This window comes from Bradyrhizobium lablabi (assembly GCF_900141755.1).
Lineage (GTDB): Bacteria > Pseudomonadota > Alphaproteobacteria > Rhizobiales > Xanthobacteraceae > Bradyrhizobium > Bradyrhizobium lablabi_A.
In genome coordinates this window covers 2307743-2333382 of sequence record NZ_LT670844.1, presented here as the reverse complement: position 1 = coordinate 2333382, position 25640 = coordinate 2307743, and the positions used below count along the sequence as shown (strand labels likewise).

20 protein-coding genes and 1 pseudogene are annotated in these 25640 nt (G+C 63.8%); 19 read left to right on the top strand and 2 right to left on the bottom strand.

The window, feature by feature from the left end:
- The first annotated feature begins 58 nt into the window (after positions 1–58).
- Complete coding sequence (locus tag B5526_RS10850) at positions 59–1294, top strand: IS4 family transposase (RefSeq protein ID WP_079538188.1); 1236 nt, start codon at positions 59–61, stop codon at positions 1292–1294.
- 146 nt (positions 1295–1440) lie between these two features.
- Here the strand turns inward: B5526_RS10850 and B5526_RS10845 are convergent, their stop codons facing one another.
- Positions 1441–2223 (bottom strand): N-acetylmuramoyl-L-alanine amidase, encoded by a 783-nt coding sequence (locus B5526_RS10845; protein WP_079544898.1) that lies wholly within the window; start codon positions 2221–2223, stop codon positions 1441–1443.
- A gap of 558 nt (positions 2224–2781) precedes the next feature.
- On the opposite strand from B5526_RS10845, the gene rsmH reads away from it, so the two are divergent.
- The 10 genes from rsmH to murC all read left to right on the top strand — a co-directional run bounded on the left by rsmH (position 2782) and on the right by murC (position 15783).
- Positions 2782–3777 (top strand): 16S rRNA (cytosine(1402)-N(4))-methyltransferase RsmH, encoded by a 996-nt coding sequence (rsmH, locus tag B5526_RS10840; RefSeq protein WP_154071252.1) that lies wholly within the window; start codon positions 2782–2784, stop codon positions 3775–3777.
- Positions 3778–3779: 2 nt separating this feature from the next.
- The gene (ftsL, locus tag B5526_RS10835; RefSeq protein WP_079538186.1) at positions 3780–4184 is read left to right on the top strand and encodes a cell division protein FtsL; all 405 of its coding nucleotides are present in this window, start codon (positions 3780–3782) and stop codon (positions 4182–4184) included.
- Complete coding sequence (locus B5526_RS10830; RefSeq protein ID WP_079538185.1) at positions 4181–5929, top strand: peptidoglycan D,D-transpeptidase FtsI family protein; 1749 nt, start codon at positions 4181–4183, stop codon at positions 5927–5929. Before ftsL ends, B5526_RS10830 begins: the two co-directional genes overlap by 4 nt.
- A 35-nt stretch (positions 5930–5964) precedes the next feature.
- Positions 5965–7425, top strand: coding sequence for a UDP-N-acetylmuramoyl-L-alanyl-D-glutamate--2,6-diaminopimelate ligase (locus tag B5526_RS10825; protein ID WP_079538184.1), 1461 nt, complete (start codon positions 5965–5967; stop codon positions 7423–7425).
- Entirely contained in the window at positions 7422–8813 is a 1392-nt protein-coding gene (locus B5526_RS10820) for a UDP-N-acetylmuramoyl-tripeptide--D-alanyl-D-alanine ligase (RefSeq protein WP_079538183.1), read from the top strand. The genes B5526_RS10825 and B5526_RS10820 overlap by 4 nt, the downstream gene beginning before the upstream one ends.
- Before the next feature lie 224 nt (positions 8814–9037).
- Positions 9038–10144: a phospho-N-acetylmuramoyl-pentapeptide-transferase gene (mraY, locus tag B5526_RS10815; RefSeq protein ID WP_079538182.1), complete on the top strand. Its 1107-nt coding sequence runs from the start codon at positions 9038–9040 to the stop codon at positions 10142–10144.
- Positions 10145–10286: 142 nt separating this feature from the next.
- On the top strand, positions 10287–11687 hold the full coding sequence (murD, locus tag B5526_RS10810) for a UDP-N-acetylmuramoyl-L-alanine--D-glutamate ligase (protein WP_079538181.1): 1401 nt from the start codon (positions 10287–10289) through the stop codon (positions 11685–11687).
- Positions 11688–11884: 197 nt separating this feature from the next.
- On the top strand, positions 11885–13036 hold the full coding sequence (gene ftsW / locus B5526_RS10805; protein WP_079538180.1) for a putative lipid II flippase FtsW: 1152 nt from the start codon (positions 11885–11887) through the stop codon (positions 13034–13036).
- Between the two features lie 102 nt (positions 13037–13138).
- Positions 13139–14239, top strand: coding sequence for a UDP-N-acetylglucosamine--N-acetylmuramyl-(pentapeptide) pyrophosphoryl-undecaprenol N-acetylglucosamine transferase (locus B5526_RS10800; RefSeq protein WP_079538179.1), 1101 nt, complete (start codon positions 13139–13141; stop codon positions 14237–14239).
- Between the two features lie 140 nt (positions 14240–14379).
- Positions 14380–15783, top strand: coding sequence for a UDP-N-acetylmuramate--L-alanine ligase (gene murC, locus B5526_RS10795; protein ID WP_079538178.1), 1404 nt, complete (start codon positions 14380–14382; stop codon positions 15781–15783).
- A 56-nt stretch (positions 15784–15839) separates the two neighbouring features.
- Here murC and B5526_RS10790 read toward each other — a convergent pair whose 3' ends face one another.
- Complete coding sequence (locus B5526_RS10790) at positions 15840–16175, bottom strand: GIY-YIG nuclease family protein (RefSeq protein ID WP_079538177.1); 336 nt, start codon at positions 16173–16175, stop codon at positions 15840–15842.
- A gap of 29 nt (positions 16176–16204) precedes the next feature.
- On the opposite strand from B5526_RS10790, the gene murB reads away from it, so the two are divergent.
- The 8 genes and pseudogenes from murB (at position 16205) to B5526_RS10745 (ending at position 25524) form a co-directional block, all read left to right on the top strand.
- Positions 16205–17125 carry a UDP-N-acetylmuramate dehydrogenase gene (gene murB, locus B5526_RS10785; protein ID WP_079538176.1) on the top strand — a complete coding sequence of 307 codons (921 nt, stop codon included), beginning with the start codon at positions 16205–16207 and terminating at the stop codon, positions 17123–17125.
- A gap of 114 nt (positions 17126–17239) precedes the next feature.
- Positions 17240–18235 (top strand): D-alanine--D-alanine ligase family protein, encoded by a 996-nt coding sequence (locus B5526_RS10780; protein ID WP_079538175.1) that lies wholly within the window; start codon positions 17240–17242, stop codon positions 18233–18235.
- A gap of 260 nt (positions 18236–18495) precedes the next feature.
- A pseudogene (locus tag B5526_RS10770) lies at positions 18496–18854 on the top strand (D-alanine--D-alanine ligase); the annotation flags it as partial.
- Positions 18821–19804, top strand: coding sequence for a cell division protein FtsQ/DivIB (locus tag B5526_RS10765; protein ID WP_079538173.1), 984 nt, complete (start codon positions 18821–18823; stop codon positions 19802–19804). The pseudogene B5526_RS10770 and the gene B5526_RS10765, both read left to right, overlap by 34 nt.
- Positions 19801–21123 (top strand): cell division protein FtsA, encoded by a 1323-nt coding sequence (gene ftsA, locus B5526_RS10760; protein WP_079538172.1) that lies wholly within the window; start codon positions 19801–19803, stop codon positions 21121–21123. The genes B5526_RS10765 and ftsA overlap by 4 nt, the downstream gene beginning before the upstream one ends.
- Before the next feature lie 87 nt (positions 21124–21210).
- Positions 21211–23004, top strand: a complete 1794-nt coding sequence (gene ftsZ, locus B5526_RS10755; RefSeq protein WP_079538171.1) for a cell division protein FtsZ — start codon at positions 21211–21213, stop codon at positions 23002–23004.
- A 348-nt stretch (positions 23005–23352) separates the two neighbouring features.
- Entirely contained in the window at positions 23353–24312 is a 960-nt protein-coding gene (lpxC, locus tag B5526_RS10750; RefSeq protein ID WP_079538170.1) for a UDP-3-O-acyl-N-acetylglucosamine deacetylase, read from the top strand.
- 303 nt (positions 24313–24615) lie between these two features.
- Positions 24616–25524: an outer membrane protein assembly factor BamD gene (locus tag B5526_RS10745; RefSeq protein WP_079538169.1), complete on the top strand. Its 909-nt coding sequence runs from the start codon at positions 24616–24618 to the stop codon at positions 25522–25524.
- Positions 25525–25640: the final 116 nt, after the last annotated feature.

The window sequence follows — 25640 nt, the reverse complement described above, 5'->3', positions numbered from 1 at the left end:
TCATTTGCGCTAGGTTTAGCTCTGGACACAAGGAATCGCGATATGATTCAAGCTTGGGATGAAGATTCGCCCTGAGATTTTGGATCACTGGCCGGAGGTGAGCGCGCGCCTTCCGGCGGATTTTGACGTGGAAGCAACGGCGCGGGCGCGAGGCGCCTTCACGCGGGCGCGGGAAATCAAGAACGCTGAAACGCTGTTGCGGCTGGCGCTGGCCTATGGAGGCCTCGGAATGTCGCTGCGCGAGACCTGTGCGTGGGCTGAGGCCGGCGGGATCGTCAGCTTGTCCGACCCATCCCTGCTCGATCGGCTGTGCAAAGCAGCGCCTTGGCTCGGCGACATTGTGGCTGCGCTGATTGCCGAACAGGCAAAAGTACCCGCTGGACGCTGGGCCGGGTATCGCTTGCGTGCATTGGATGGAACGTCGATCTGCCAACCGGGAGCTGACCGCACGACATGGCGCCTGCATGTCGGCTACGACCTGGCAACGGGTCAAGTCGATCAGCTCGAGTTGACCGACGGGTATGGTGCCGAGAACCTTCAGCGCCTCACCTACCGGCCGGGCGATATCGTGCTGGGTGATCGCTACTATGCGCGACCGCGCGATCTGCGGCCCGTGGTGGAGGCCGGTGCAGACTTCATCGTGCGGACCGGCTGGAACTCGTTACGCCTGTTGCAGGCGAACGGCGAGCCTTTCGATCTCTTTGCCGCACTTGCCGCTCAGGCCGAACAGCTAAGCGAGGTGCAGGTTCGCATCCACGAAGGCATCACGGGGTCTCCACCACCGGAGCCGCTGATGCTGCGCCTCATTATCCGACGCAAGGACCCGGAACAGGCGCAAGCCGAGCAGAAGCGTCTGCTCAAAGACGCCAAGAAGCGCGGCCGGCAACCCGACCCGCGCAGTCTCGAGGCGGCGAAGTACATTCTTCTCCTGACCTCGCTGCCGGTCGCCGCCTTCCCGCCGTCCGAGATCCTCGCCCTTTATCGCTTTCGCTGGCAAATCGAGCTGGCGTTCAAAAGGTTCAAAAGCCTGGCCGGCCTCGATCTGCTGCCGGCCAAGAAGCCTGAACTCGCGCGAGCATGGATCTACGCAAGGCTGATCGTCGCCATCATCGCCGAACAGATTGCCGGGCAAGTCCCGGACTCTTCCCCCTCTGGACCCGGCACCACGCGCAAGCCCATCGCGCTGGCGTCTCATGAAGATAGCCCTCGCCACCATTTGCGCCGCCATTCGCGGCCCACTCCTGTGGCAAACTGTCTGCAACCTCTTCACCAAAATCCGTCGTCACCTCTGTGAGCCACCGCGCCGACGCCGAAAACAATGCGACTATCTCAACGCACGCTTAACCTAGCGCAAATGACCCCAACCCTCTCCCCGCGAAGGGCGCGGCGAGGGAGCGCACTTCCGCTGGCGGGATATTCCAAGCAAGCGATGATCAAGCGCTACTTCGCCGCGACGACCTTGTCGCCGACCGGGAGGCTCGCCAGCAGCGCCTGCAGCGTGGTCAAGGTCGAATGATCGGCGATGCCGTCGACGCGGGCGGGGCGGAAATGGCGCTGGAAGGCGGTGACCACTTCCATGGTCGCGCCATCGTATTTGCCGTTGATCGGGATCGCGTAGCCATATCTTGCCAGCGCCTGCTGCAGGTGGCGGACGTCGTCGCTGTCGGTGCCGAGCTTCAGCGTTTCGCCGCGCACGACCGGCGCGGGCTGCACCCAGTGGCCGACGCCGGAATTGGCCAGCGAATGCCACGGAAATTTCTCGCCGGGGTCCTTCTTGCGCGCCGGTGCGACATCGGAATGCCCGAGCACGCGATGGGTCGGCACCTTGCGGCGGAGCATGATGCCGCGGCACAGCGCGATCACGGCGGCGATCTGGCGCAGCGGATAGTCCGGATAGCCCCAGTCATGGCCGCGATTGATGATCTCGACGCCGATCGAACAGGAATTGATGTCCTCCTCGCCGGCCCAGGAGGCGACGCCGGCATGCCAGGCGCGCTTGCCTTCGGGGACGCATTGCACGATTCGGCCGTCTTCCAGCACGATGTAATGCGCCGAGACGTCGGTGCCCGCGGTGCAGAGCTGCGCGATCGCACCCTCCACGTCGGGCATTCCGGTGTAGTGCAGCACGATCATGTCGGGCAGGCGGCCCTTGTTGCGGTCGCCATAATTCATCGACGGGATGACGTCGGAAGCGATCGATGAATCGGGAGTGAAGGTCTTCATGTTCGCATTGGGCCTGGGGAGCGGGAGGACGCGGCGCTTCGAATCAACACCAACAGATGCGAACGAACCGAGCGGCATAGGATGGCTCAAACCAGGCAAGAGAGCGGCAACGGCTACGTTTTCAACACGAGCCTCGTTTACTATTCCTTTACCCTGCCATCCGCGCAATGTGCGATCGGGTTATCCCTTCGCATTTTGTCCAAGGTGTGTGCGGGAAGCATCACCGCAAGGGTGCCCCCGCACCGATCCGAGGGGACAATTGATTGTATCCATCCCTTCAACGCTTTCTTAACGCTAACTGCCGTTACTAAGTGGTGAAGAGCCGAACCAGTTTTGGGGGACGGCCGAGGCCTCTTTCACGCTCGAAATCCCATGGCAGCCCAAGAAATTCCGTGCGGAAACCAGGGCTTGCGAACGGGAACAATCGGGATCGGCAGTCCTGCCTTGCAAGGGCTTTTCGAATCGAAAAGCCCGGCGAAGCCTGTGGATTTGAGGCGCAATGGGCCCGCTCGAGCCAAAGTTCCATGTTTTGCGCCGGATCGCGCCGGGGGCGGCGGCATGAGCCCTGCTCCTCCGCGCCATGTTCCCGTCCTTGGCCGCCAGGCGATTGAGCTGTTGAACCCCCGTGACGGCGGCATCTATATCGACGCCACTTTCGGCGCCGGCGGTTACAGCAGGGCTATTCTCGACGTCGCGGGAACCCGCGTCGTCGGCATCGACCGCGACCGGTCGGCCATCCTGGGCGGGTTCGATCTGGTGGACCGATCCCGCGGCAAGCTGACGCTGGTCGAGGACCGGTTTTCCAATCTCGCCGAGATTTGCGCTGCACAAGGTTTTGCGGCGGTCGACGGCGTCGTGATGGATGTCGGGGTGTCGTCGATGCAGCTCGACGAGGCCGAGCGCGGCTTCTCGTTTCGGCTGGGCGGCCCGCTCGACATGCGGATGGGGAATGATGGCCCGACCGCAGCGGACGTGATCGCGAAAGCGTCCGAGACCGATCTCGCCAACATCATCTACATTTTTGGCGAGGAGCGGCATTCGCGCGCCGTTGCTAGGGCGATCGTCGCCGCGCGCAAGGAAGCGCCGATTGCGACCACCCGGGCACTGGCCGATATTGTGGCCAAGGTCGTGCGCTCGAAGCCGGGCGAGATTCACCCGGCGACGCGGACGTTCCAGGCATTGCGCATCTTCGTCAACGCGGAACTCGACGAACTGCATCTGGCGCTGGCGGCGGCGGAACGCGTGCTGAAGCCGGGCGGCCGGCTGGTGGTGGTGTCGTTTCATTCGCTGGAAGACCGCATCGTCAAGAATTTCATGGCCGAGCGCGGCAAGGCCGGCGGCGGCTCGCGGCATCTGCCCGAGATCGCGCTAGCTCCGCCGAGTTTTGCCATCCTGACCAAGCGTCCAGTCGCGCCGGATGATGCGGAGATTTCCGCCAACCCGCGCGCGCGGTCGGCAAAACTGCGCGCGGCCGAACGCACGGAAGCGCCCGCGCATGCCGCCGCTTCGTTGCCGGCATGGCCGACGCTCCACGACGTGATGAGGGGAGGCTGACCGTGCGGATCATCCATCTCCTCGTCATCGGCGCTTTGGTGTTCGCCGCTGCTTACGTCTACCGGATCAAAATGGACTCAACCGCCCGCACCGAGCGGGTGTTGCGGCTGCATGCGGAAATTCGCGAGCAGCGCGACGCCATCGCGGTGCTGCGCTCGGAATGGGCAAAACTCGACGCGCCGCTGCGGCTGCAGGGTCTCGCCGAGCGCCATCTGCCGCTAAAGCCGCTCAACGCCACGCAATATGATTCACTGAAGAACCTGCCGGAACGGCCCCCTAGCCTGGTCAGGCCGGGCGATCCTGATCCGATCGGCGCGATGATCCAGACCATCGATGCCTCCGCCGACGCCTCTTCGGTCACGGGCTCGGTGCCGACGTCGGCGCCAGCATCGGAGGGGCAGCAATGAGCGATTCCGCGCCCGCACCGGTAAAACCCGCCGAGCCCTGGCGGCAGCGGCTGATCCGCAGCCTGCTCTACGGGCGCAACGTCGACCGCGCCGCGAAGGCGCGCGCCCGCGTCGGATTTGCGATCCTGGCATTCGCCGCGATCTATGCGGTGATCGGCGGGCGGCTCGTGATGTTCGCGGTCGGGGCCGACGCTCACGGCGCGCGCCGCACCGCCGCGCAAGACGCCATCGCCACCGCCCGGCCCGACATCGTCGACCGCAACGGCGAAATACTCGCCACCGACGTCAAGGCGCCCAGTTTGTTCGGCGAGCCGCGCCGCATCATCGACCGCGACGAAGCGATCGAGCTGCTCACCGCGACATTGCCCGATCTCGACACCGGCGAAGTGCGCGACCGCCTGTCGTCGAAAAAAGGCTTTGTCTGGCTGAAGCGCGAAATCACCCCACAGCAGCAGCAGGAAATTCACCGCCTCGGCATTCCCGGCATCGGCTTCCTGCGCGAGAACAAGCGCGTCTATCCCACCGGCAACGAAGTCGCGCACCTGATCGGGCTCGTCAATATCGACAACCAGGGCATCGCCGGGATGGAGAAATGGCTCGACAGCAACGGGCTTGCCGATCTGCATCGCGCCGGCTTTGCCACCGACCGGCTGCAGCGGCCGGTGGAATTGTCGGTCGATCTGCGCGTCGAGCATGCGCTGCGCGACGAACTCCTGAAGGCCAAGGATAAATTCCACGCCAAGGCAGCCTCCGGCCTCGTCTCCAACGTCAAGACCGGCGAGATCGTGGCGATGGTGTCAGTGCCGGACTTCGATCCCAACAGCCCGAAAGAGGCGCACGATCCCGATCGCATCAACCGCCTGACCACGGGCGTCTATGAATTGGGATCGACGTTCAAGGCCTTCACCCTGGCGATGGCGCTGGATTCCGGCAAGTACGATCTCAACTCGATGTGGGACGCGCGCGGTCCGCTGCACTACGGCAAGTTCACGATCCATGACGACGAGCCGAAGGGCCGCTTCCTCAACATGAAAGAAGTCTTCACCTTCTCGTCCAATGTCGGCGCGGCGCGCATCGCGCTGGCGCAGGGCGTCGAGGCGCACAAGGCGTTCTTGCGCAAGATGGGACAGCTCGAGCGGCTGCGCACCGAATTGCCCGAAAGCGCTTCCCCGATCGTGCCGCGACACTGGGGCGAATTGAACACGGTGACGATCGCGTTCGGGCACGGCATGGCGGTCGCGCCGCTGCAGGCGGTGATGGGCATCGATGCGCTGGTGAACGGCGGCTATCTGATTCCTCCCACCTTCCTGAAGCGCACCGAGCAGGAAGCGATGGCGGTGGCAAAGCGGGTGATCAAGCCCGAGACGTCAGAGAAGATGCGGTTCTTGATGCGGCTCAACGCCGAAATCGGCACCGCCCGAAAAGCCGACGTCAAGGGTTACTATATCGGCGGCAAGACCGGCACGGCCGAAAAGGTCATCAACGGCCGCTACGCCAAGAAGCACGTGCTCACCGCGTTTACGGCGGTGCTGCCGGCCGACAAGCCGCAGTATCAGCTTCTGATCATGCTCGACGAGCCGCAGCCCTTGAAGGAAACCTACGGTTTCATCACTTCCGGCTGGAACGCGGTGCCGACCGGCGGCAATGTGATCGCCCGGATTGCGCCGCTTTTGGGCATCGAGCCGCGCTTCGATCTGCCGCCGTCCGACCGCCTTATTCTTGCGGCATCGAAGACAACCCAGTAAGGCGTAATATCACGCGCCGGCCGGACTGGAAGACCATGAGACTTCGCGACCTCTTTGGCGATGACGCCACGCTCCCCCCGCAGGCGGAAGCGGTTGTGGTCACAGGCCTTGCGGTGGACAGCCGCCTGGTCAAGCCGGGCGAAGTGTTCTTCGCGCTCGCCGGCCAGAAGACCGATGGCGCGCGCTTCATCGATGCGGCGATCGCATCGGGAGCCGTCGCGGTCGCGGGCGATCATCCGCCGGGAGGCGCGTTGTCCGTGCCGTTCATCGTTACCCGCAATCCGCGCCGCGCGCTGGCGCTTGCGGCGGCGAGCTTCTTTTCGCGGCAGCCGGCAACGATCGCCGCCGTCACCGGTACCAGCGGCAAGACGTCGGTCGCAGCCTTCACGCGGCAGATCTGGCTTAGGCTCGGGCATGCCGCAGCCAGCATCGGCACCATCGGGCTGGTGTCGCCGAAGCGCACCATCTACGGATCGCTGACGACGCCGGATCCGATCGCGCTGCATCGGCAACTCGACGAGATCGCGACGGAGGGCGTCACGCACCTCGCCTTCGAAGCCTCATCGCACGGGCTCGATCAATATCGATTGGATGGCGTGCGCGTTGCCGCCGGCGGTTTTACCAATCTGTCGCGCGACCACATGGATTACCATCCCGACGTCGCGCATTATCTCGCCGCCAAGCTCAGACTGTTCCGCGATCTCGTCGCACCCGATGGCGCCGCGGTGATCTCGGCCGATCATGATTGTTCGCAGGCCGTGATCGATGCGGCGCGCGCGCGAAAACTTCGGATTCTTACCGTGGGCCGCAAGGGCGACGGGAGAGGCGACGGCATTCGCCTCCTCGAGGCCGAGATCGACGGTTTTGCGCAAAAACTCACGCTCGAACATCGCGGCGAGAGACAAGCGGTCCGGCTGCCGCTGGTCGGCGAATTCCAGATCGAGAACGCGCTGGTGTCCGCAGGGCTTGCGATCGGCACCGGCAGCGAGGCCGATCAAGTATTCGAAGCCCTCGAACATTTGGAAGGTGCAAAGGGCCGGCTGGAGCGGGTCGGCGAGCGCAACGGCGCATCGATATTTGTCGATTACGCGCATAAGCCGGATGCGTTGGCAAAAGCGCTGCAGGCGCTGCGGCCTTATGCCAAAGGCAGGTTGGTCGTGGTGTTCGGCGCCGGCGGAGACCGCGACGTGGGAAAACGGCCTCTGATGGGCGCGATTGCCGCCGAGAATGCCGATCATGTCATTGTCACCGACGACAATCCGCGCAGCGAGAAACCTGAAGCGATCCGTGCGGCGATCCTGGCCGCGACGAGGGACGCCAGCGAAATCGGCGACCGCGCGGAAGCGATCAATAACGCGATTGCCGGTCTAGAGCCCGGCGATGCGCTGCTGATCGCCGGCAAGGGCCACGAGACCGGACAGATCGTCGGCGACCGCGTATTGCCGTTCAGCGATCATGATGTGGTGGCTTCCGCGCTTGCCTCGAGGGTCGCATGAGCGCGACGCCATTGTGGACGGTTGCCGAAATCGCGCGGGCACTGCGCCTGTCGGAAAAATTTCCCGCAACCGAAATCGATTTCGTCACCCAGGACAGCCGCCTGGTAAAACCGGGAAGTTTGTTCGTGGCGCTGAGTGGAACGCCCAGCGGCGGTTTTATGTCGAGTTTTGCGAGTGCGCGCGACGGATGGGAATTCGCAGCCAATGCCGAGGTGGCCGGCGCGGTAGCGATGATCGTTCCGCACCGGATCGATGGCGTGAGCGTCCCGCAACTGGTGGTGAAGGACACGCTCATCGATGGCCTGTGGGCGCTCGGCCGCGCGGCGCGGACGCGATTCAAGGGGCCGGTGATCGGCCTGACCGGCAGCGCCGGCAAAACCAGCACCAAGGAATTCATCGCCGCTTACCCCGGAGCGTATGCCAGCCCGAGCAGCTTCAATAATTTTTGGGGAGTGCCGCTGACGCTGTGCAATGCCAACCCCGAAGCCAGCGCATGGGTGGTCGAAATGGGTATGAACCAGGCCGGCGAGATTTCGCGCTTGAGCGGTCTGACGCAGCCGACGGTGGCGCTGATCGTGAACGTGCAGCCGGTCCATCTGGAAAAGCTCGGCAGCCTCGAAGCGATCCGGAGAGAGAAGGTCAGTATCGCGCAGGGCCTGCCCAAGGACGGCGTTCTGGTGCTGCCGATGGGACTCGATGCGCCGGAATGGAACGGCAAAACCGTCCGCTTCGGCGATGCGTCGGACGTGCGGGAGTTGAAACATGCGGCGCACGGCGAGAACTGGGAGGTAACCGCTGAACTGGGGGGCAAGCAGGTTGCGTTCAGCCTGACGCCCGGCGCGCCTCACCGTGTACAAAATGCGTTGGCGGCGCTGGCGGCAATTCGCGCCGCGGGCCTGGATGAAGCGACGCTGGCAAAAGAACTCGGCCATGTCGGCATCATGAGTGGGCGCGGCGTCGAGCAAACCGCCGGCGGCGCGACGCTGATTGACGACAGCTTCAACGGCAATCCGGCCAGCATGGTCGCGGCGCTCGACAGCCTGATGGCGCGGCCGTTGAAAGCCGGGCGACGCATCGCGGTTTTGGGCGACATGCTGGAACTTGGCGTCGAGGCGCCGGCCTATCATAAAGGGTTGGCCAAACATCTTGCCGGAATCGACGGCGTGTACTGCGTCGGTCCCTTGATGCGCCATTTGTATGACCTGCTGCCGGCCGCCAAGGGCCTCGGCTGGCATGAAGACCCGGCGACGCTTGAGCCCAGGGAAATCGCGGCCCTGCTCAGGGACGGCGACGTGGTGGTGGTCAAGGGCAGCAAGAAGATGTTCTGGGTGAACAAGTTTGTGCCGAGGCTGTTGGCCGCCTTGCAGGCGAGGGCGCCGGCGAGTTGATAGCTAACTGCCTTGTGGGACGTCCTTTCCCCGGGTAAACGGGGCGGAAATGTGCGAAAGCGCGGCTGGTCTCCAAGCGCGGGCGGTTGCTGCAATAGCGCCGGCGACATCATCACGATCAAGGGGTCGCCGGGCTCGAAGGTGAAAAGAATTGTGAATGCGCTCGAAATGCGCTTTCCCGGCAAAACCGCGCATGAAAAAGCCGCGGTATAGGGCGGATTTGAATGTTTTACTGGCTGATCGAGCTTTCCAATACGGTTCCCGGTTTCGGCTTTTTGCACCCGTTTCTGAACGTGTTTCGCTACATCACCTTCCGCACCGGCGGCGCGATGGTGACCGGGGCATTGTTCGTATTCCTGTTCGGACCCTGGATCATCGACCATCTGCGGCTTCGGCAGGGCAAGGGCCAGCCGATCCGCTCCGATGGCCCGCAGTCGCATCTCATCACCAAGATCGGTACGCCGACCATGGGCGGGCTGATGATCCTTTCCGGCCTCGTGGTCTCGACATTGCTGTGGGCCAATCCGGCCAATCCCTATGTCTGGATCGTGCTGGCGGTGACGCTCGGTTTTGGGTTCGTCGGTTTCTACGACGACTATCTGAAAGTGACGAAGCAGAGCCATAGCGGCTTTGCGGGAAAAATCCGGCTCGCGATCGAAGCGGTGATCGCGATCGTCGCGTGCTACGCGCTGGTCCGGCTTGGACGCGACCAGCTCTCCAGCGCGCTCGTGATCCCGTTCTTCAAGGAGGTCGTGCTGAATTTCGGCTGGTTCTTCGTGCTGTTCGGTGCGTTCATCATTGTCGGCGCCGGCAACGCGGTCAACCTGACCGATGGCCTCGACGGTCTCGCCATCGTGCCGGTGATGATCGCGGCGGCCAGTTTCGGACTGATCGCCTATCTCGTCGGCAACGCGGTATTCTCCGATTATCTCCAGATCAACTACGTCGCCGGCACCGGCGAGCTCGCGGTGCTGTGCGGTGCGGTGCTCGGCGCGGGACTGGGATTTTTGTGGTTCAACGCGCCGCCGGCGTCGATCTTCATGGGCGACACCGGCTCGCTCGCGCTCGGCGGCATGCTCGGCTCGATCGCGGTCGCGGTCAAACACGAGATCGTGCTCGCCGTGATCGGCGGGTTGTTCGTGCTGGAAGCGGTGTCGGTGATCGTGCAGGTGGTATCGTTCAAGCTCACCGGCAAGCGGGTGTTCCGGATGGCGCCGATCCATCACCATTTCGAGCAACTGGGCTGGACCGAACCGCAGATCGTGATCCGGTTCTGGATCATCTCGGTGATGCTGGCGCTCGCCGGCCTCTCCACGCTGAAGCTGCGGTGATGACCTTGTATCCTCTCAGCCGTCATTCCGGAGGCCGCCAACGGGTCCGCGCGAAGCGCGGCCCGATGACAGGCTCCGCGGCAATCCGGAATCTCGAGATTCCGGATAACCGCTGTGCGGTTTCCGGAATGACGTGCCTGTCATGATCCCCGTCACCTCCTTTGCGGGCAAGACGGTCGCGGTGTTCGGCCTCGGCGGTTCCGGGCTTGCGAGTTGCCACGCCTTGAGAGCGGGCGGCGCCGAGGTGATCGCGAGCGATGACGGCGCCGACAAGCTCGCCGAGGCCGTGCAGGCCGGCTTTATCACCGCGGATTTGCGCAAGATGTCGTGGGCGAATTTCGCGGCGCTGGTGCTGACGCCCGGCGCGCCGCTGACGCACCCGGGGCCGCACTGGACGGTGCTGGCGGCGCAACAGGCCGGCGTCGAGGTGATCGGCGATATCGAATTGTTCTGCCGCGAACGGCGTCGTCACGCGCCGGATGCGCCGTTCGTCGCCATCACCGGCACCAACGGCAAATCGACCACCACGGCCCTGATCGCGCATCTGATGCGCGTCGCCGGCTACGACGCCCAGATGGGCGGCAATATCGGCACACCGATCCTGTCGCTGGAACCGCCGCGCATGGGTCGGGTGCATGTGATCGAGATGTCGTCGTACCAAATCGATCTGTGCCCCTCGCTCGATCCCTCCGTCGGCATCCTGCTCAATGTCAGCGAGGACCATATCGACCGCCACGGCACGCTCCAACATTATGCCGCCGTGAAGGAGCGGCTGGTCGCGGGCGTGCAGAAGGACGGCACCGCGATCGTCGGCGTCGATGACGGCTGGAGCCGCAATACCGCCGACCGCATCGAGCAGGCCGGGGCGCGCGTGGTGCGCATCTCGGTGAAAAATCCGCTGCCGGACGGCATCTATGTCGAGCGCGAAATCATCTGGCGCGCCGCCGGCGGCGCGCGTAGCGAGGTCGCGCGGATCGGCGGCATCGGTTCCTTGCGCGGCCTGCACAACGCGCAGAATGCGGCTTGCGCTTCGGCCTGCGCGCTGGCGCTCGGGGTCTCCACTGAAACCTTGCAAAACGGCTTGCGCAGCTTTCCCGGCCTTGCACACCGCATGGAGCAGGTCGGTCGCCGCGGCAACGTGCTGTTCGTCAACGACTCCAAGGGCACCAATGCGGATGCGGCGGCGCACGCGCTGTCGTCTTTCGCGGACATCTTCTGGATCGCCGGCGGCAAGCCGAAGCAGGGCGGCATCACGGGCCTCACCGAATACTTTTCACGAATCCACAAGGCCTATCTGATCGGCGAAGCCGCGCAGGAATTTGCGACGACGCTCGGCGATGCCGTGCCGCACGAGATCAGCGAGACGCTGGATGTGGCCGTTGCCAATGCCGCGCGCGATGCCGAGGCCTCCAGGCTCGCCGATCCCGTAGTGCTGCTGTCGCCGGCCTGCGCCTCGTTCGACCAGTACCGCAATTTCGAAATCCGCGGCGCCAAGTTCCGCGATCTCGTGACGGCGTTGCCCGGCGTCAAGCCAGTGGTGTGACTAGCACCGTCATGGCCGGGCTTGTCCCGGCCATCCACGTCTTCCTTCCTTCTGGCACCAAAGACGTGGATGCCCGGGACAAGCCCGGGCATGACGAGTGGAGAGGGCGCCTCACTCAAAACATTTCCAATTCATTAACCCCTTGGAAACCATCCTAGGCGACCAATGGGCAAACCTCCGCCTGTTTGGGACCGCCCATGATCTCCCGTGAACAACGCACCCCCTTTAGCGAATGGTGGTGGACCGTGGATCGCCTGCAGCTTGCGGCGATTATCGCGCTGATGCTCGCCGGCATTATCTTGTCACTTGCGGCGAGCCCGCCGGTGGCGACGCGGATCGGGCTCGAACCCTTTCATTTCTTCAATCGCCACGTGCTGTTTCTGTTGCCCTCCTTCATTGTGATGATCGGTGTGTCGTTCCTGTCGCCGCGGCAGATCCGCCGCACCGCGCTGATCGTGTTCGCGGTCTCGATCGCGCTGATCGTGGTGACGCTGTTGATCGGGCCCGAGGTCAAGGGCTCGCGGCGCTGGATCACCCTGATCGGCGTCAACATCCAGGCCTCCGAATCCGCCAAGCCCGCCTTCGTGGTGCTGGCGGCGTGGCTGTTTGCCGAATCGGCCAAGCGGCCGGAAATGCCGGCGACCTCGATGGCGCTGGTGCTGTTGATGATGCTGGTGTCGCTATTGGTGATGGAACCGGATTTCGGCCAGACCATGCTGATCCTGATGGTGTGGGGCGCGCTGTTCTTCATCGCGGGCATGCGGATGATCTGGGTGCTCGGGCTCGGAGGCGCGGCGACCGCCGGACTGTTCGCGGCCTATCTCCTGGTGCCGCACGTCGCCGGCCGTATCAAGCGCTTCATGAATCCGGCCTCCGGCGACACCTTTCAGGTCGATACCGCGATGGAGGCCTTTTATAACGGCGGCTGGTTCGGGCTCGGCCCCGGCGAAGGCATTGCCAAACGCAGCCTGCCGGACAGCCACACCGATTTCGTATTCGCGGTGGCGGCGGAGGAATTCGGCATCATCCTTTGCCTCGTGCTGCTGGCGCTGTTCGCCTTCATCGTGATCCGCGCGCTGTCGCGGGCCTACGCCACCGAGGACATGTTTGCGCGCTTTGCCGCCTCCGGCCTTGCCATTTTGTTCGGCGTGCAGGCGGCGATCAACATGTCGGTCAATCTGCAATTGATCCCGGCCAAGGGCATGACGCTGCCGTTCATCTCCTATGGCGGCTCCTCGATCGTCTCATTGGCCTATGGGGTCGGCATGATGCTGGCTTTGACCCGGCAACGGCCGCGCACCGAGATGGAATCGATCGGCGACGCCAACGCGGCGCGCAGCTACGCTTGACCTCGGAGTAACTTTTCGTCATTGCGAGGAGCAAAGCGACGAAGCAATCCAGCTCTTTTCTTCCTCGCAATGACGGTTCCTCGTCTCCAGATTGCGCGACCCATGGACTCTTCGCCTCTCATTCAGCTCGCCGCGGGCGGCACCGGCGGCCATCTGTTTCCCGCCGAGGCGCTGGGCGTCGAGCTGATCAAGCGGGGCTTTCGCGTGCGGCTTGCGACCGATGCGCGCGCGCTGCGCTACAGCGGACTATTTACCAGGGACATGATCGATGTGGTGCCGAGCGAGACCGTGCGCAGCCGCACGCCGTGGTCGCTCGCTTATACCGGAATGATGCTCGCCGCCGGCGCCGTCGTGTCATTCAACCTGATGCGCCGATCAAGACCCGCGGCCGTGGTCGGCTTCGGCGGTTATCCGACGGTGCCGCCGCTGATCGCGGCGCGGTTTTTTGGCGTGCCCGGCATCATTCATGAGGCCAATGCTGTGCTCGGCCGTGCCAACCGTTTTTTGTCGAGCCGCGTCAGCGCGATCGCGACCTCGCTGCCGGGCGTGCTGGATCGCGATCCGGCGCTGGCGCCGAAAACGACCGCCGTCGGCACCCCGATGCGGCCGGCGATCCTGGCGGCGGCTGCGGTGAAATTCGTCACCCCGGACCCGGCCGGCCCGCTGCGGCTATTGGTGGTCGGCGGCAGCCAGGGCGCGCGCGTGATGGCCGACATCGTGCCCGGCGCGATCGAGCGGCTGGAGCCGTCGCTGTGGAGCAGGTTGGTCCTGACCCAGCAAGTGCGCCAGGAGGATATGGCGCGGGTGCGCGCAGTCTATGACCGGCTCAAGATCAACGCCGAGCTCGCGCCATTCTTCCCCGATCTGCCGGCGCGGCTGGCGTCGAGCCAGCTGGTGGTGTCGCGATCCGGCGCGGGAACCGTCGCCGAACTCGGCGCCATCGGCCGCCCCTCGATCCTGGTGCCGCTGCCCGGTTCGATCGACCAGGACCAGTTCGCCAATGCCGGTGTGCTGGCGCAGGCGGCTGGCGCGCTGCGGATAACGCAAGCCGACTTCACCCCCGACCGCCTGGCCGCGGAAATCTCAGGCTTGGCGGCCGAGCCGGCCCGGCTCGCTGCCATGGCGGCCGGCGCCCGCACCGTGGGCCGGCTCGATGCCGCCGAGCGGCTGGCCGATCTGGTAGTGAAAGTGGCCGGAATCTAGGCCATTGCGGGCAAAATTGCCCTTGTCATGCCCCGCGAAAGCGGGGCATCCAGTACTCTGCGCAGCCGATCTGAATCGCGGGCTTCGCGGAATACTGGATCGTCCGCTTTCGCGGACGATGACGCCTTGGGGAAGCAACCATGAGACTGCCGCGCGAGATCGGACCCATCCACTTCGTCGGGATCGGTGGCATCGGCATGAGCGGCATCGCCGAGGTCCTGTGCAATCTCGGCTACACCGTGCAGGGCTCGGATGCGTCGGAGAGCGCCAATGTCGGCCGGCTGCGCGACAAGGGCATCAAGATTACCGTCGGCCACAAAGCGGAAAACGTCGCCGGCGCCGATGTGCTTGTGGTGTCGACCGCGATCAAGCGCGACAATCCCGAATTGATGGCGGCCCGCGCCCAGCGCATCCCGGTGGTGCGCCGCGCCGAAATGCTGGCCGAGTTGATGCGGCTCAAAAGCTGCGTCGCCATCGCCGGCACCCATGGCAAGACCACCACGACCTCGATGGTCGCGGCGTTGCTCGACGCCGGCGACCTCGACCCCACCGTGATCAATGGCGGCATCATCAATGCCTATGGTACCAACGCGCGGTTAGGGGCCGGCGAGTGGATGGTGGTCGAGGCCGACGAGAGCGACGGCACATTTTTGAAATTGCCGGCCGATGTCGCGATCGTCACCAATGTCGACCCCGAGCACCTCGACCATTTCAAGACCTTCGACGCCGTGCAGGACGCGTTTCGTAATTTTGTCGAGAACGTGCCGTTCTACGGTTTTGCGGTGATGTGCATCGATCATCCCGTCGTGCAGACCCTCGTCGGCAAGATCGAGGATCGCCGCATCATCACCTATGGCGAAAATCCGCAGGCCGACGCGCGGCTGATGGACCTCGCGCCGATGGGCGGCGGCTCGAAATTCAAGGTCGTGTTCCGCAACCGCAAGACCGATGCCACGCATGAGATCGCCGACATCCTGTTGCCGATGCCGGGGCGGCATAATGCATCGAACGCGACCGCGGCGATCGCGGTCGCGCACGAGCTCGGACTTTCCGACGACGCCATCCGCAAGGCCATCGCGGGCTTTGGCGGCGTCAAGCGGCGCTTCACCAAGACCGGTGAATGGAACGGTGCCACCATCATCGACGATTACGGCCATCATCCGGTCGAGATCGCGGCGGTGTTGAAGGCGGCGCGGGAATCCACCAACGGCAAGATCGTCGCCGTGGTGCAGCCGCATCGCTTCACCCGCCTGCAATCGCTGTTCGAGGAATTTTGCACCTGCTTCAACGATGCCGATACCGTTGTCGTCGCCGAAGTCTATCCGGCCGGCGAGACGCCGATTGCGGGCATCGACCGCGACCATTTTGTCTTGGGGTTGCGCGCGCACGGCCATCGCGAAGTGATCCCGCTGCAGAAGTCGGCCGACCTCGCGCGCGTGGTTCACGGCATCGCCGGCCCCGGCGATTTCGTCGTCTGTCTCGGCGCCGGCAACATCACGCAATGGGCCTATGCCCTGCCGGGCGAATTGAAGGCGCTGGGATGATGGGTTCACAGTGCCTAGGCTCGTCATGGCCGGGCTTGTCCCGGCCATCCACGTCTTTACTGCGCTATCGTCGGATAAAGGTCGTCCCAATTAGGATTATCGACGACAATCTTTCGGACCTTCCAGGAGCGCGGCCAATGCTTGATGTTGTGCTCGCGCTGAATGGCATCACGGATGTCATCGAATTTTTCGAAATAGACCAGTCGCTTCAGCCCGTACCGCTTGGTGAAGCCATCGACGAATCCGGAGCGATGTTCGAAGCTGCGGCGAACGAGGTCGTTCGTCACGCCAACATAGAGGATGCCGTTGGGTCGATTGGTCAGAAAATAAACGTACCCGCCTGCCATACTGAGAAAGTGCAAGACGTGGATGGCCGGGACAAGCCCGGCCATGACGAAATTAGATGCTATGGCGCGCTCGCATGACGTTTCCTGACATCACGCCCGACCTCAAAGCCGCGATGCCGGACTTGCGCGGGCGTTTGTTGGCGAACCAGTCGCTCGCCGAACTGACCTGGTTTCGGGTCGGCGGCCCGGCGCAGGTGCTGTTCACCCCAATGGATGAAGACGATCTGGCCTATTTCCTCGCGCATTTGCCGGAACAGCTTCCCCTCTATGTCGTCGGCGTCGGCTCCAATTTGATCGTGCGCGATGGCGGCATGCCGGGGGTGGTGATCAGGCTCTCACCGCGCGGCTTTGGTGAGACCGGCACACAAGACGATATCGTCAGCGCCGGCGCGGCGGCGCTCGACAAGCGCGTGGCGGAAACGGCGGCGGCGGCCAATCTTGCAGGGCTCGAATTTTTCTTCGGCATTCCCGGCACCATCGGCGGCGCGCTGCGCATGAATGCCGGCGCTAATGGCAGCGAAACCAGGGATGTCCTTCTTGGCGCCACCGGCGTCAGCCGCGACGGCAAGAAACACACGTTTACCAATGCCGATATGAAATTCGTCTACCGCAACAGCGGCGTCGATCCTTCCATCATCTTTACTTCCGCGCGGTTTCGCGGGGCGCCTGCTGCGCCCGAGGCGATCCGGGCGCGGATGAACGAGGTGCAAACCCACCGCGAAACCGCGCAGCCGATCCGCGAAAAGACCGGCGGCTCGACCTTCAAGAATCCACCGGGAAATAGCGCCTGGAAGCTGATCGATGCCGCCGGCTGCCGGGGCTTGCGCCTCGGCGGCGCGCAGGTGTCGGAGATGCATTGCAATTTCCTGATCAATACGGGGGCCGCGACCGGCCATGATATCGAAACCCTGGGCGAGACGGTGCGCGCGCGGGTAATGGAAATTAGTGGAATCGAGCTACACTGGGAGATCAAGCGGATCGGGATTCCAAGGTAGTCGTCATTCCGGGGCGCGCGTAGCGCGAACCCGGAATCTCAGGTGATACGGAGAAAGATTCCGGGTCTGCACCTTCGGTGCATCCCGGAATGACGAAACAGCGGAACAAAACTGATGCGGATTACCATTCTTTTCGGCGGCACCAACAAGGAGCGGCTGGTTTCGGTGGCGAGCGCGCAGGCGCTGCATGCGGCGCTGCCTGACGCCGATTTGTGGTTCTGGGATGTCGATGACACCGTGCACGCAACGCAGCCCCAGCTGCTTGAAAACCATTCGCGGCCATTCGAGGACCCGTTCAAATCAGGCGCGCCCAGCATCGGCCGGATCGAACAGGCGCTCGATATCGCAAAATCCGAAGATCGCCTCCTGGTGCTCGGCCTGCACGGCGGCATGGCGGAGAACGGCGAGCTGCAGGCGATGTGCGAAGGGCGCGGGATTCCGTTCACCGGCTCCAGTTCGGCGTCGTCGCACCTCGCCTTCGACAAGATCGCAGCAAAACGCTTTGCCGAGATCGCGGGCGTGAAGGCGCCGAAAGGCGTGGCGCTGGAAGAGCTCGAGACGGCGCTGGCCGAATACGGCAAGCTGATTGCCAAGCCGGCGCGCGACGGCTCGAGCTACGGCCTGATCTTCGTCAACGCGACACAGGATCTTGCCGCCGTTCGTCGCGCGGCCAACACGGAAGAATATGTGATTGAACCGTTCATTGCAGGGACAGAGGCGACCTGCGGCGTGCTGGAGCAGTTGGACGGTTCGGTGATCGCGCTGCCGCCGATCGAGATCATTCCGGCAGAGGGCGGGTTCGGGTTCGACTATCGGGCGAAATATCTGGCCAAAGCGACCCAGGAGATCTGCCCCGGACGCTTCGCGCCCGAAATCACCGCGCAGTTGATGGACCAGGCGCTGCGGGCGCACAAGGCGATGTCGTGCGGCGGCTATTCCCGCTCGGACTTCATCGTCTCGGCCAAGGGTCTCGTTTATCTCGAAACCAATACCCTGCCGGGCCTGACCAAGGCCTCGCTCTATCCGAAGGCGCTCAAGGCCAAGGGCATCGATTTTGTTGATTTCCTGCAAGACCAGATCGCCTTGGCGGTAAAGCGCGCGCAGAAGTAGGGCTGGGCCTTAACGGGGTCCTGCGTCACTGGCATCAATGTCGAGCAGGGGTCGAAGGTCTTCGAGGTCGGTGACGAGTAACATGGCCTCAAGCACGGGACTGCCATGATCGGGGTCAAGGGCCTGGAGGATAAAGTGGCGCGGTCCCGTGCTCATGGAAGCCGCCGATTCAATGGCCGCATCCTTCATCCCATCCCTGTGAGGCCCCAAATTCGTCTACCGCTGCTCAGTCGTAAATATCTCCCTCGCCTTCGACAAGGGAAGCCGCCAATGGCATCGAAATTGTTCCATTAGTAAAATTTTAACATTTCGAGCCAAACTACTCAGAAAGCGGGCCAAAACGCACCCTGCTCAGACCTAATTTACACTTTGTTTACCAGGAAGTCCGAAGGTTAACGCTGGCGGCGCATGTGGCGCTTGGCTGCCGGGGCGTGAGCTGTTGCGGATTTCCGCTTCGACGACCGCATCGAGGGAACGGGTGGCCTCCTCTGACTTGAGGTCGGCACCAGCCCGGCATGACCGAGACGTCATATGTGCCGGAACTCGCAAAGCTTTTGCGGGCGCAACTTTTGACGAGCTCGTGCAATGGATGGTGCAGGACGCCTCGCTCGGTCGCTGAGATCGCCGAGGCCCCAAACTGACCTGAAAGCCGCCGCCATCGGCGCGGGCATGCTGCTGCGCGAGTGGCTGGCGTCAAAGCGTGTCGTAACCGGTCCATCACTCGAGCGCGAACCGCCGCACCGGCTGATCGCGATGATCGAACGCTATATCCCGCGCCGCGCCGGCATCGCCGCGACCGTGCTGATCCTGCTCGGCAGCACAGGCTTCGGCGTCGTCAAAGGCGGCCATCTCGAGGAACTAACCTCGGCCTTGAGCGACACCCGCAACGCGATCGCCAATTCCGTCGGATTTCGCATCACTACCGTCGCCATCAACGGCCGCAAGCAATTGACCCAGGACGAGGTGCTCGCGACGGGCGGCGTCAATGGCCGCTCGTCGCTGTTGTTCCTCGATGCCGCGACCGTGCGCGACAAGCTGAAGGCCAATCCCTGGATCGCCGACGCCACCGTGCTGAAATTCTATCCCGGTCAGCTCCAGATCGACATCGTCGAGCGCACGGCATTCGCGCTATGGCAGCAGGATGGCCGGCTCTCGGTGATTGCGGATGATGGCGCGGTGCTCGAGCCCTACGTCTCGCGCCGGTTCCTTTCGCTGCCGCTGGTGGTCGGCAAGGGCGCCGAGACCCGCGCGCGCGATTTCCTGGCGCTGCTCGCCCGCTATCCGCAAGTGAACTCCGTCACCAAGGCGGTGATCTTCGTCGGCGAGCGGCGCTGGAACCTGCGGCTCAAGGACGGTCTCGATATCCGCCTGCCGGAAAACGACGTCGGCAACGCGCTGGCGAGCCTGAGCAGGCTCGACAAGGAAGAGAAGCTGTTCTCGCGCGACATCGTCGCCGTCGACATGCGCCTGCCGGACCGGCTGACGGTGCAATTGTCCGACGAGGCGGCGAAAGCCCGCGAAGAATTGTTCAAGGACAAGAAATCGAAGAAGAAGGCCGGTGATGCATGACCGGCCTTGACCGCAACCAGACGCCGAAGACGCGCCCGATGCCGCAGAAGCGCACCGCGCTGGTGGCGTCGCTCGACATCGGCACCAGCAAGATCGCCTGCATGATCGCGCGGCTAAAACCGTGCCCGCCGAGCGATGCGCTGCGCGGCCGCAGCCATGCCGTCGAATTGATCGGCTACAGCCAGATCCAGTCGCGCGGCGTCAAGGCCGGCGCGGTGGTCGATCTCGCCGAATGCGAGCAGGCGGTGCGTCAGGCGGTGGCCGAGGCCGAACGGATGGCTAAGGTCCGGGTCGAATCCGTGCTGCTTTCGGTTTCCGGCGGCCGGCTGCATGGCCAATTGATCGAGGCCGCCTCCGATATTCGCGGCGGCGCCGTCACCTCGGCCGATGTCAGCCGCGTCACCTCGACCGGCATGCGCCACGCCACCGGCGCGGGCCGCACCGTGCTGCACGCGCTGCCGGTCGGCTACGCGCTCGACGGCGTCAAGGGCATCCGCGATCCCCGCGGCATGGTAGCGCGGCAATTCGGCGTCGACATGAACGTCGTCACCTCGGATGCCACGGTTGCCAAGAATCTGATGCTGGTGGTCGAGCGCTGCCATCTCAATGTCGAAGCCATGGCGGCGAGCCCCTATGTGGCGGGGTTGTCGGTCCTGACCGACGATGAAGCCGATCTCGGCGCCGCCGTGGTGGAGATGGGCGCCGGAACCACCACGATCGCGACCTATTCCGGCGGCCGCTTCGTCCACGCCAGCGGGTTTTCGGTCGGCGGCCACCACATCACCATGGATCTTGCGCGGGGCTTGAGCGCATGCATTGCGGATGCCGAGCGAATCAAGACGTTATATGGCACCGTGCTGACCGGTGGTTCCGACGCGCGTGAGTTGATGTCCGTGCCGACCACCGGCGACAACGAGCTGGATGTTCCTCAGGTCGTGTCCCGCGCCACGATCGTGAACATCGTCCGGCACCGCGCCGAGGAGATTTTTGAAATGGTCCGGGACCGCCTCGCGGATTCTCCTTTTGCGGCAGAGCCAAAGGCGCGAATTGTCTTGAGCGGGGGCGCGGCGCAGCTCACCGGGTTCCCCGAGCTTGCAACCCAGATCCTCGGCCGGCCGGTGCGGCTTGGCCGTCCGCTCGGCTTTGGCCGGCTGCCCAACGAGGCCAAGAGCGCTTCGTTCGCGGTTCCCACGGGCCTTCTGGTCTACCCGCAATACGCTCATCTTGAACATGTCGAACCGCGGCATACGCGGCAGCTGAGGACAGGGACTGACGGCTATTTCGGAAAAGTCGGACGATGGCTTCGCGAGGGCTTCTGATGAATCTTTTCCATCACATTCGATTTTCACCAACTCCCGCGGCCGTCGGCCGGGGCGAACCAACGCGCGCGTAATCGAGAGGCAACCATGGCACTCAATCTTACTCCCCCTGACATCAGCGAGCTGAAGCCGCGGATCACCGTCTTCGGCGTCGGCGGCGCGGGCGGTAACGCCGTCAACAACATGATCACTGCCGGCCTTCAGGGTGTCGATTTCGTCGTCGCCAATACCGACGCCCAGGCGCTGACGATGTCGAAATCGCAGCGCATCATCCAGATGGGCACCCAGGTCACCCAGGGCCTAGGGGCCGGATCCCAGCCGGATGTCGGCGCGGCCGCGGCCCAGGAAGTGCTCGACGAGATCCGCGACCATCTCTCCGGCGCCAACATGGTGTTCGTCACCGCCGGCATGGGCGGCGGCACCGGCACCGGCGCCGCGCCCGTCATCGCCAGGACCGCGCGCGACCAGGGCATCCTCACCGTCGGCGTGGTGACAAAACCGTTCCACTTCGAAGGCCAGCGCCGCATGCGCACGGCGGAAGCCGGTATCGCAGAGCTGCACAAGGTGGTCGATACGCTCTTGATCATCCCGAACCAGAACCTGTTCCGGGTCGCCAACGAAAAGACCACCTTCGCCGACGCCTTCGCGATGGCCGACCAGGTGCTCTATTCGGGCGTCGCCTGCATCACCGACCTGATGGTCAAGGAAGGCCTGATCAACCTCGACTTCGCCGACGTCCGCGCCGTGATGCGCGAAATGGGCAAGGCGATGATGGGCACCGGCGAGGCTTCCGGCGACAAGCGCGCTCTGACCGCGGCGGAAGCTGCGATCGCGAATCCTTTGATCGACGACTCTTCGATGAAGGGCGCGCGCGGCCTGTTGATCTCCATCACCGGCGGCAAGGACCTGACGCTGTTCGAAGTCGACGAAGCCGCGACCCGGATTCGCGAGGAGGTCGACCAGGACGCCAATATCATCGTCGGCGCCACGTTCGACGAGAGTCTCGACGGCCTGATCCGCGTCTCCGTCGTCGCCACCGGCATCGAGCAGGCGCTGATCTCGCGCAACGCCGGCGCGCCGTCGGCACCCGCCGTCAACGCCGCGGCCCCGGGCGCAACGCCGGACAGCCGCCTCGCTGATCTGACGGCGCGGTTGCGCGCCGACAATGCCCGTCTGGCCGAACGCGCCCAGAAGCTCGAGGCAACGAGCCCGGCCCCAGCGGCAGCGGCTGCGCCGCCGCGCGCCGCGAGCAGCGTCGAACGCGCGGCACTGGCGGCGATTGCAGCAGCCGTTGCACCTGACGTCCCGCAGGCGGCCGCAGCACCGCTGCAGCCCGCCTCCTATGGCGACGTCACAGTGCGGCCGATCGCGCAGAAGCCGACCTTGTTCCCGGATCATGATGTCGCCCGCGTCGAGGTCCCCGAGCCCGCGACACCCGAGACGTTCATTCCGCAGGCCGCGGAACGCCCGCCGGTTCGCACGCCACGGATGCCGAAATTCGAAGACCTGCCGATGCCGGCGCAGAACGAGATCCGGCAGGCCCGCGGCGAGGTCGAGGAGGATCATCCGCAAAAGACCCGGATGTCGCTGTTGCAGCGACTTGCCAATGTCGGCCTCGGCCGCCGCGACGAGGAAACCGAGCCGCCGATCGCGGCCCGCGCCTCGGGTCCGTCGATGGCGCCGATGCCTCCGCTGCCGGAGCGCAAGTCTCAGCGTTCGGTCGCGCAGCAAATCGCCGCGAACGAGCCGGTATCGGAGTATGCGCGCCGGCCCGCCCCGCAAGGGTTGGACGTTCATGGGCGCCCGGCACCTGTTGCAGCGGCGCCACAGGGCGACGATCATTTAGATATTCCGGCCTTCCTGCGCCGCCAGACCAACTGACATTTGTTACAATTGTGGAGACGGAAAAGGCCCCGGCTGGGCAAGCCGGGGCCTTCGTTTTTGCCGGGAAACGGCCGCAAGCGCTTCCTCAAGCAACTGATATTAAATGATTAATTATGTATTTCGTGATGGGATGAATTTGCCGGAGCCGCCCCCAACCGCGGCCTTATTTGGTTAACCTTTGGCGTGAATACGGCAGAGATGGGGTAACAATCGGTAAAAAAGCGTGAGTTGGCGCGCTTTCAGGCGGTGACTATGGTCTGCCGTGACTTGGGGATACTTGAGACGGAATCAGCGCTTAAGCGCGTCGTTCCGATTTTAAGTAAAGTCGGTAGTGGGCGGTTTAAGATGAAATTTAGCCGGCAGACAACGCTTCGGTCGCAAGCAACCGTGACAGGCGTCGGTGTTCACTCTGGTTTACCGGTAAGTTTGACGATTGGACCTGCACCTGTTGATGCGGGTTTTATTTTTGTCCGCACCGGACTGGAGGGTTGCGACCGCGAGGTTCAGGCCTCACCCGAATCCGTCATCGCCACCGAATTTGCAACCGTTTTAGGCGACCGCGAAGGTCCGCTGGTTTCCACCGCCGAACACGTGCTTGCTGCCCTGCGGGGCATGGGCGTCGATAACGCTACCATCGAAGTCGATGGACCCGAAGTTCCGATCATGGACGGTAGTGCGGCGCCTTTCGTTGCCGCGATCGATCAGGCGGGTATTGTCAATCAGTCGGCGTCGCGCCGCTTCATCCAGGTGCTGAAGCCGGTGCAGGTCACGATGGGTGATTCGTTCGGCGAATTGCGGCCCTACGCGGCCGGCTTCCGCGCCGAAGTCGAAATCGACTTCGCCAATCCGATGATCGGCCGCCAGAACTATGTGCTCGATCTCAGCCCAGAGCGGTTCCGCCGCGAGATTTCCCGCGCCCGGACTTTTGGATGCATGAACGATGTCGCGCGGCTCTGGAGCGCCGGCTTTGCGCTCGGCGCCTCGTTCGAGAATTCGGTGGTGTTCGACGAAACCCGCCTGCTCAACACCGAAGGACTGCGCTACAGCGACGAATGCGCGCGTCATAAAGTGTTGGACGTGATCGGCGATCTCGCGCTGGCGGGACTGCCGCTGCTTGCCGCCTACCGCTCGGTGCGCGGCGGCCACAAGCTCAACCACGCGGTGCTGACGGCCTTGATGGCCGATCGCAGCGCCTGGCGGGTGATCGAGGCCGAGACCGTGCGGCGCTCGCGCGCCCAGACCGAGGTCGGCAGCGGGATGGTGGGCGGCCTGATCGCCCCGGCTTACAGCCCCGACGTGTCCTGAGCGTTCTCAGGACGTCTCCTCGAACTCCTGAACGTCCTCAGCACGTTGGCCGCGCGCCCCCAAAATCCCTCATTTACCGTAGTAACCATGATCGGCCACGATCCTCCCGGACCGCCTTAATCCGGGCGAAATGCCTGCGTATCCGGTTGGTTAACGGACTTTTTTCGGCTACACAGACCCGGGTTGCACGGCAGGGCGCTACGGGCGGCAAGCATTGCGGCCATGACCACGCTCAGGGGCGCGCGGCGCGGCGGGCACCGTATCAGCGTCAGGTTGTTAGATTTGCGTCAGGTCTCAGGATTCATGTCGGCACAGCGTATGACGCTCGAACTGCGCAGGAAATTGGCTAACGTTGGCCGCGGCCGGCTCGGCCGGCAATTGCGGCTCGCCACCGGCCTGATCGCGCTCGCGATACCCCTAAGCGGCTGCGGCACCGGCGCGCTGTGGGACAAGTTTTTGGCGAAAGACGACACCTTCGTCGATGAGCCCGCGGACAAGCTCTATAATGAGGGCTTGTACCTGATGAATCAAAGGAAAGATCCCAAGGCGGCGTCGAAGAAATTCGAGGAAGTCGACCGCCAGCATCCTTATTCCGACTGGGCGCGCAAATCGCTGCTGATGTCGGCCTATGCCTTCTACAACGCCGGCGATTACGACAGCTGTATCGGTGCGGCGACCCGCTACGTCACCCTGCACCCCGGCAGCCCCGATGCCGCTTACGCGCAATACCTGATCGCGGCCTCGCATTACGACCAGATTCCGGACATCACCCGCGACCAGGGCCGTACCGAGAAGGCGACCGCCGCGCTGGAAGAGGTGATCCGCAAATATCCGACCTCCGAATATGCCGTTAGCGCCAAGGCAAAGCTCGAAGGCGCGCGCGACCAGCTCGCCGGGCGCGAAATGAATGTCGGCCGCTATTACATGGAAAAGCGCGACTACACCGCCGCCATCAACCGCTTCAAGACCGTGGTCACCCGGTACCAGACCACGCGGCATGTCGAGGAGGCGCTGGCCCGGCTCACCGAGGCCTATATGGCGATCGGCATTGTCGGCGAGGCGCAGACCGCCGCCGCCGTGCTCGGGCACAATTTTCCCGACAGCCGTTGGTACCAGGACGCCTATAATCTCGTGAAATCCGGCGGCGTCGAGCCGAGCGAGAACACCAGTTCCTACATCTCCAAGGCGTTCAAGAAACTGGGACTAGGCTAGAGCCCGATCGGTTCTGGTTGAATAGAATCGAGGCTCTAATCTTTTGTTTTGGCGCGCTTTCTTGACGCGAACCGGTATCCACTGCGCTTGAAGACGCTCTAATATCTTGGACCCTA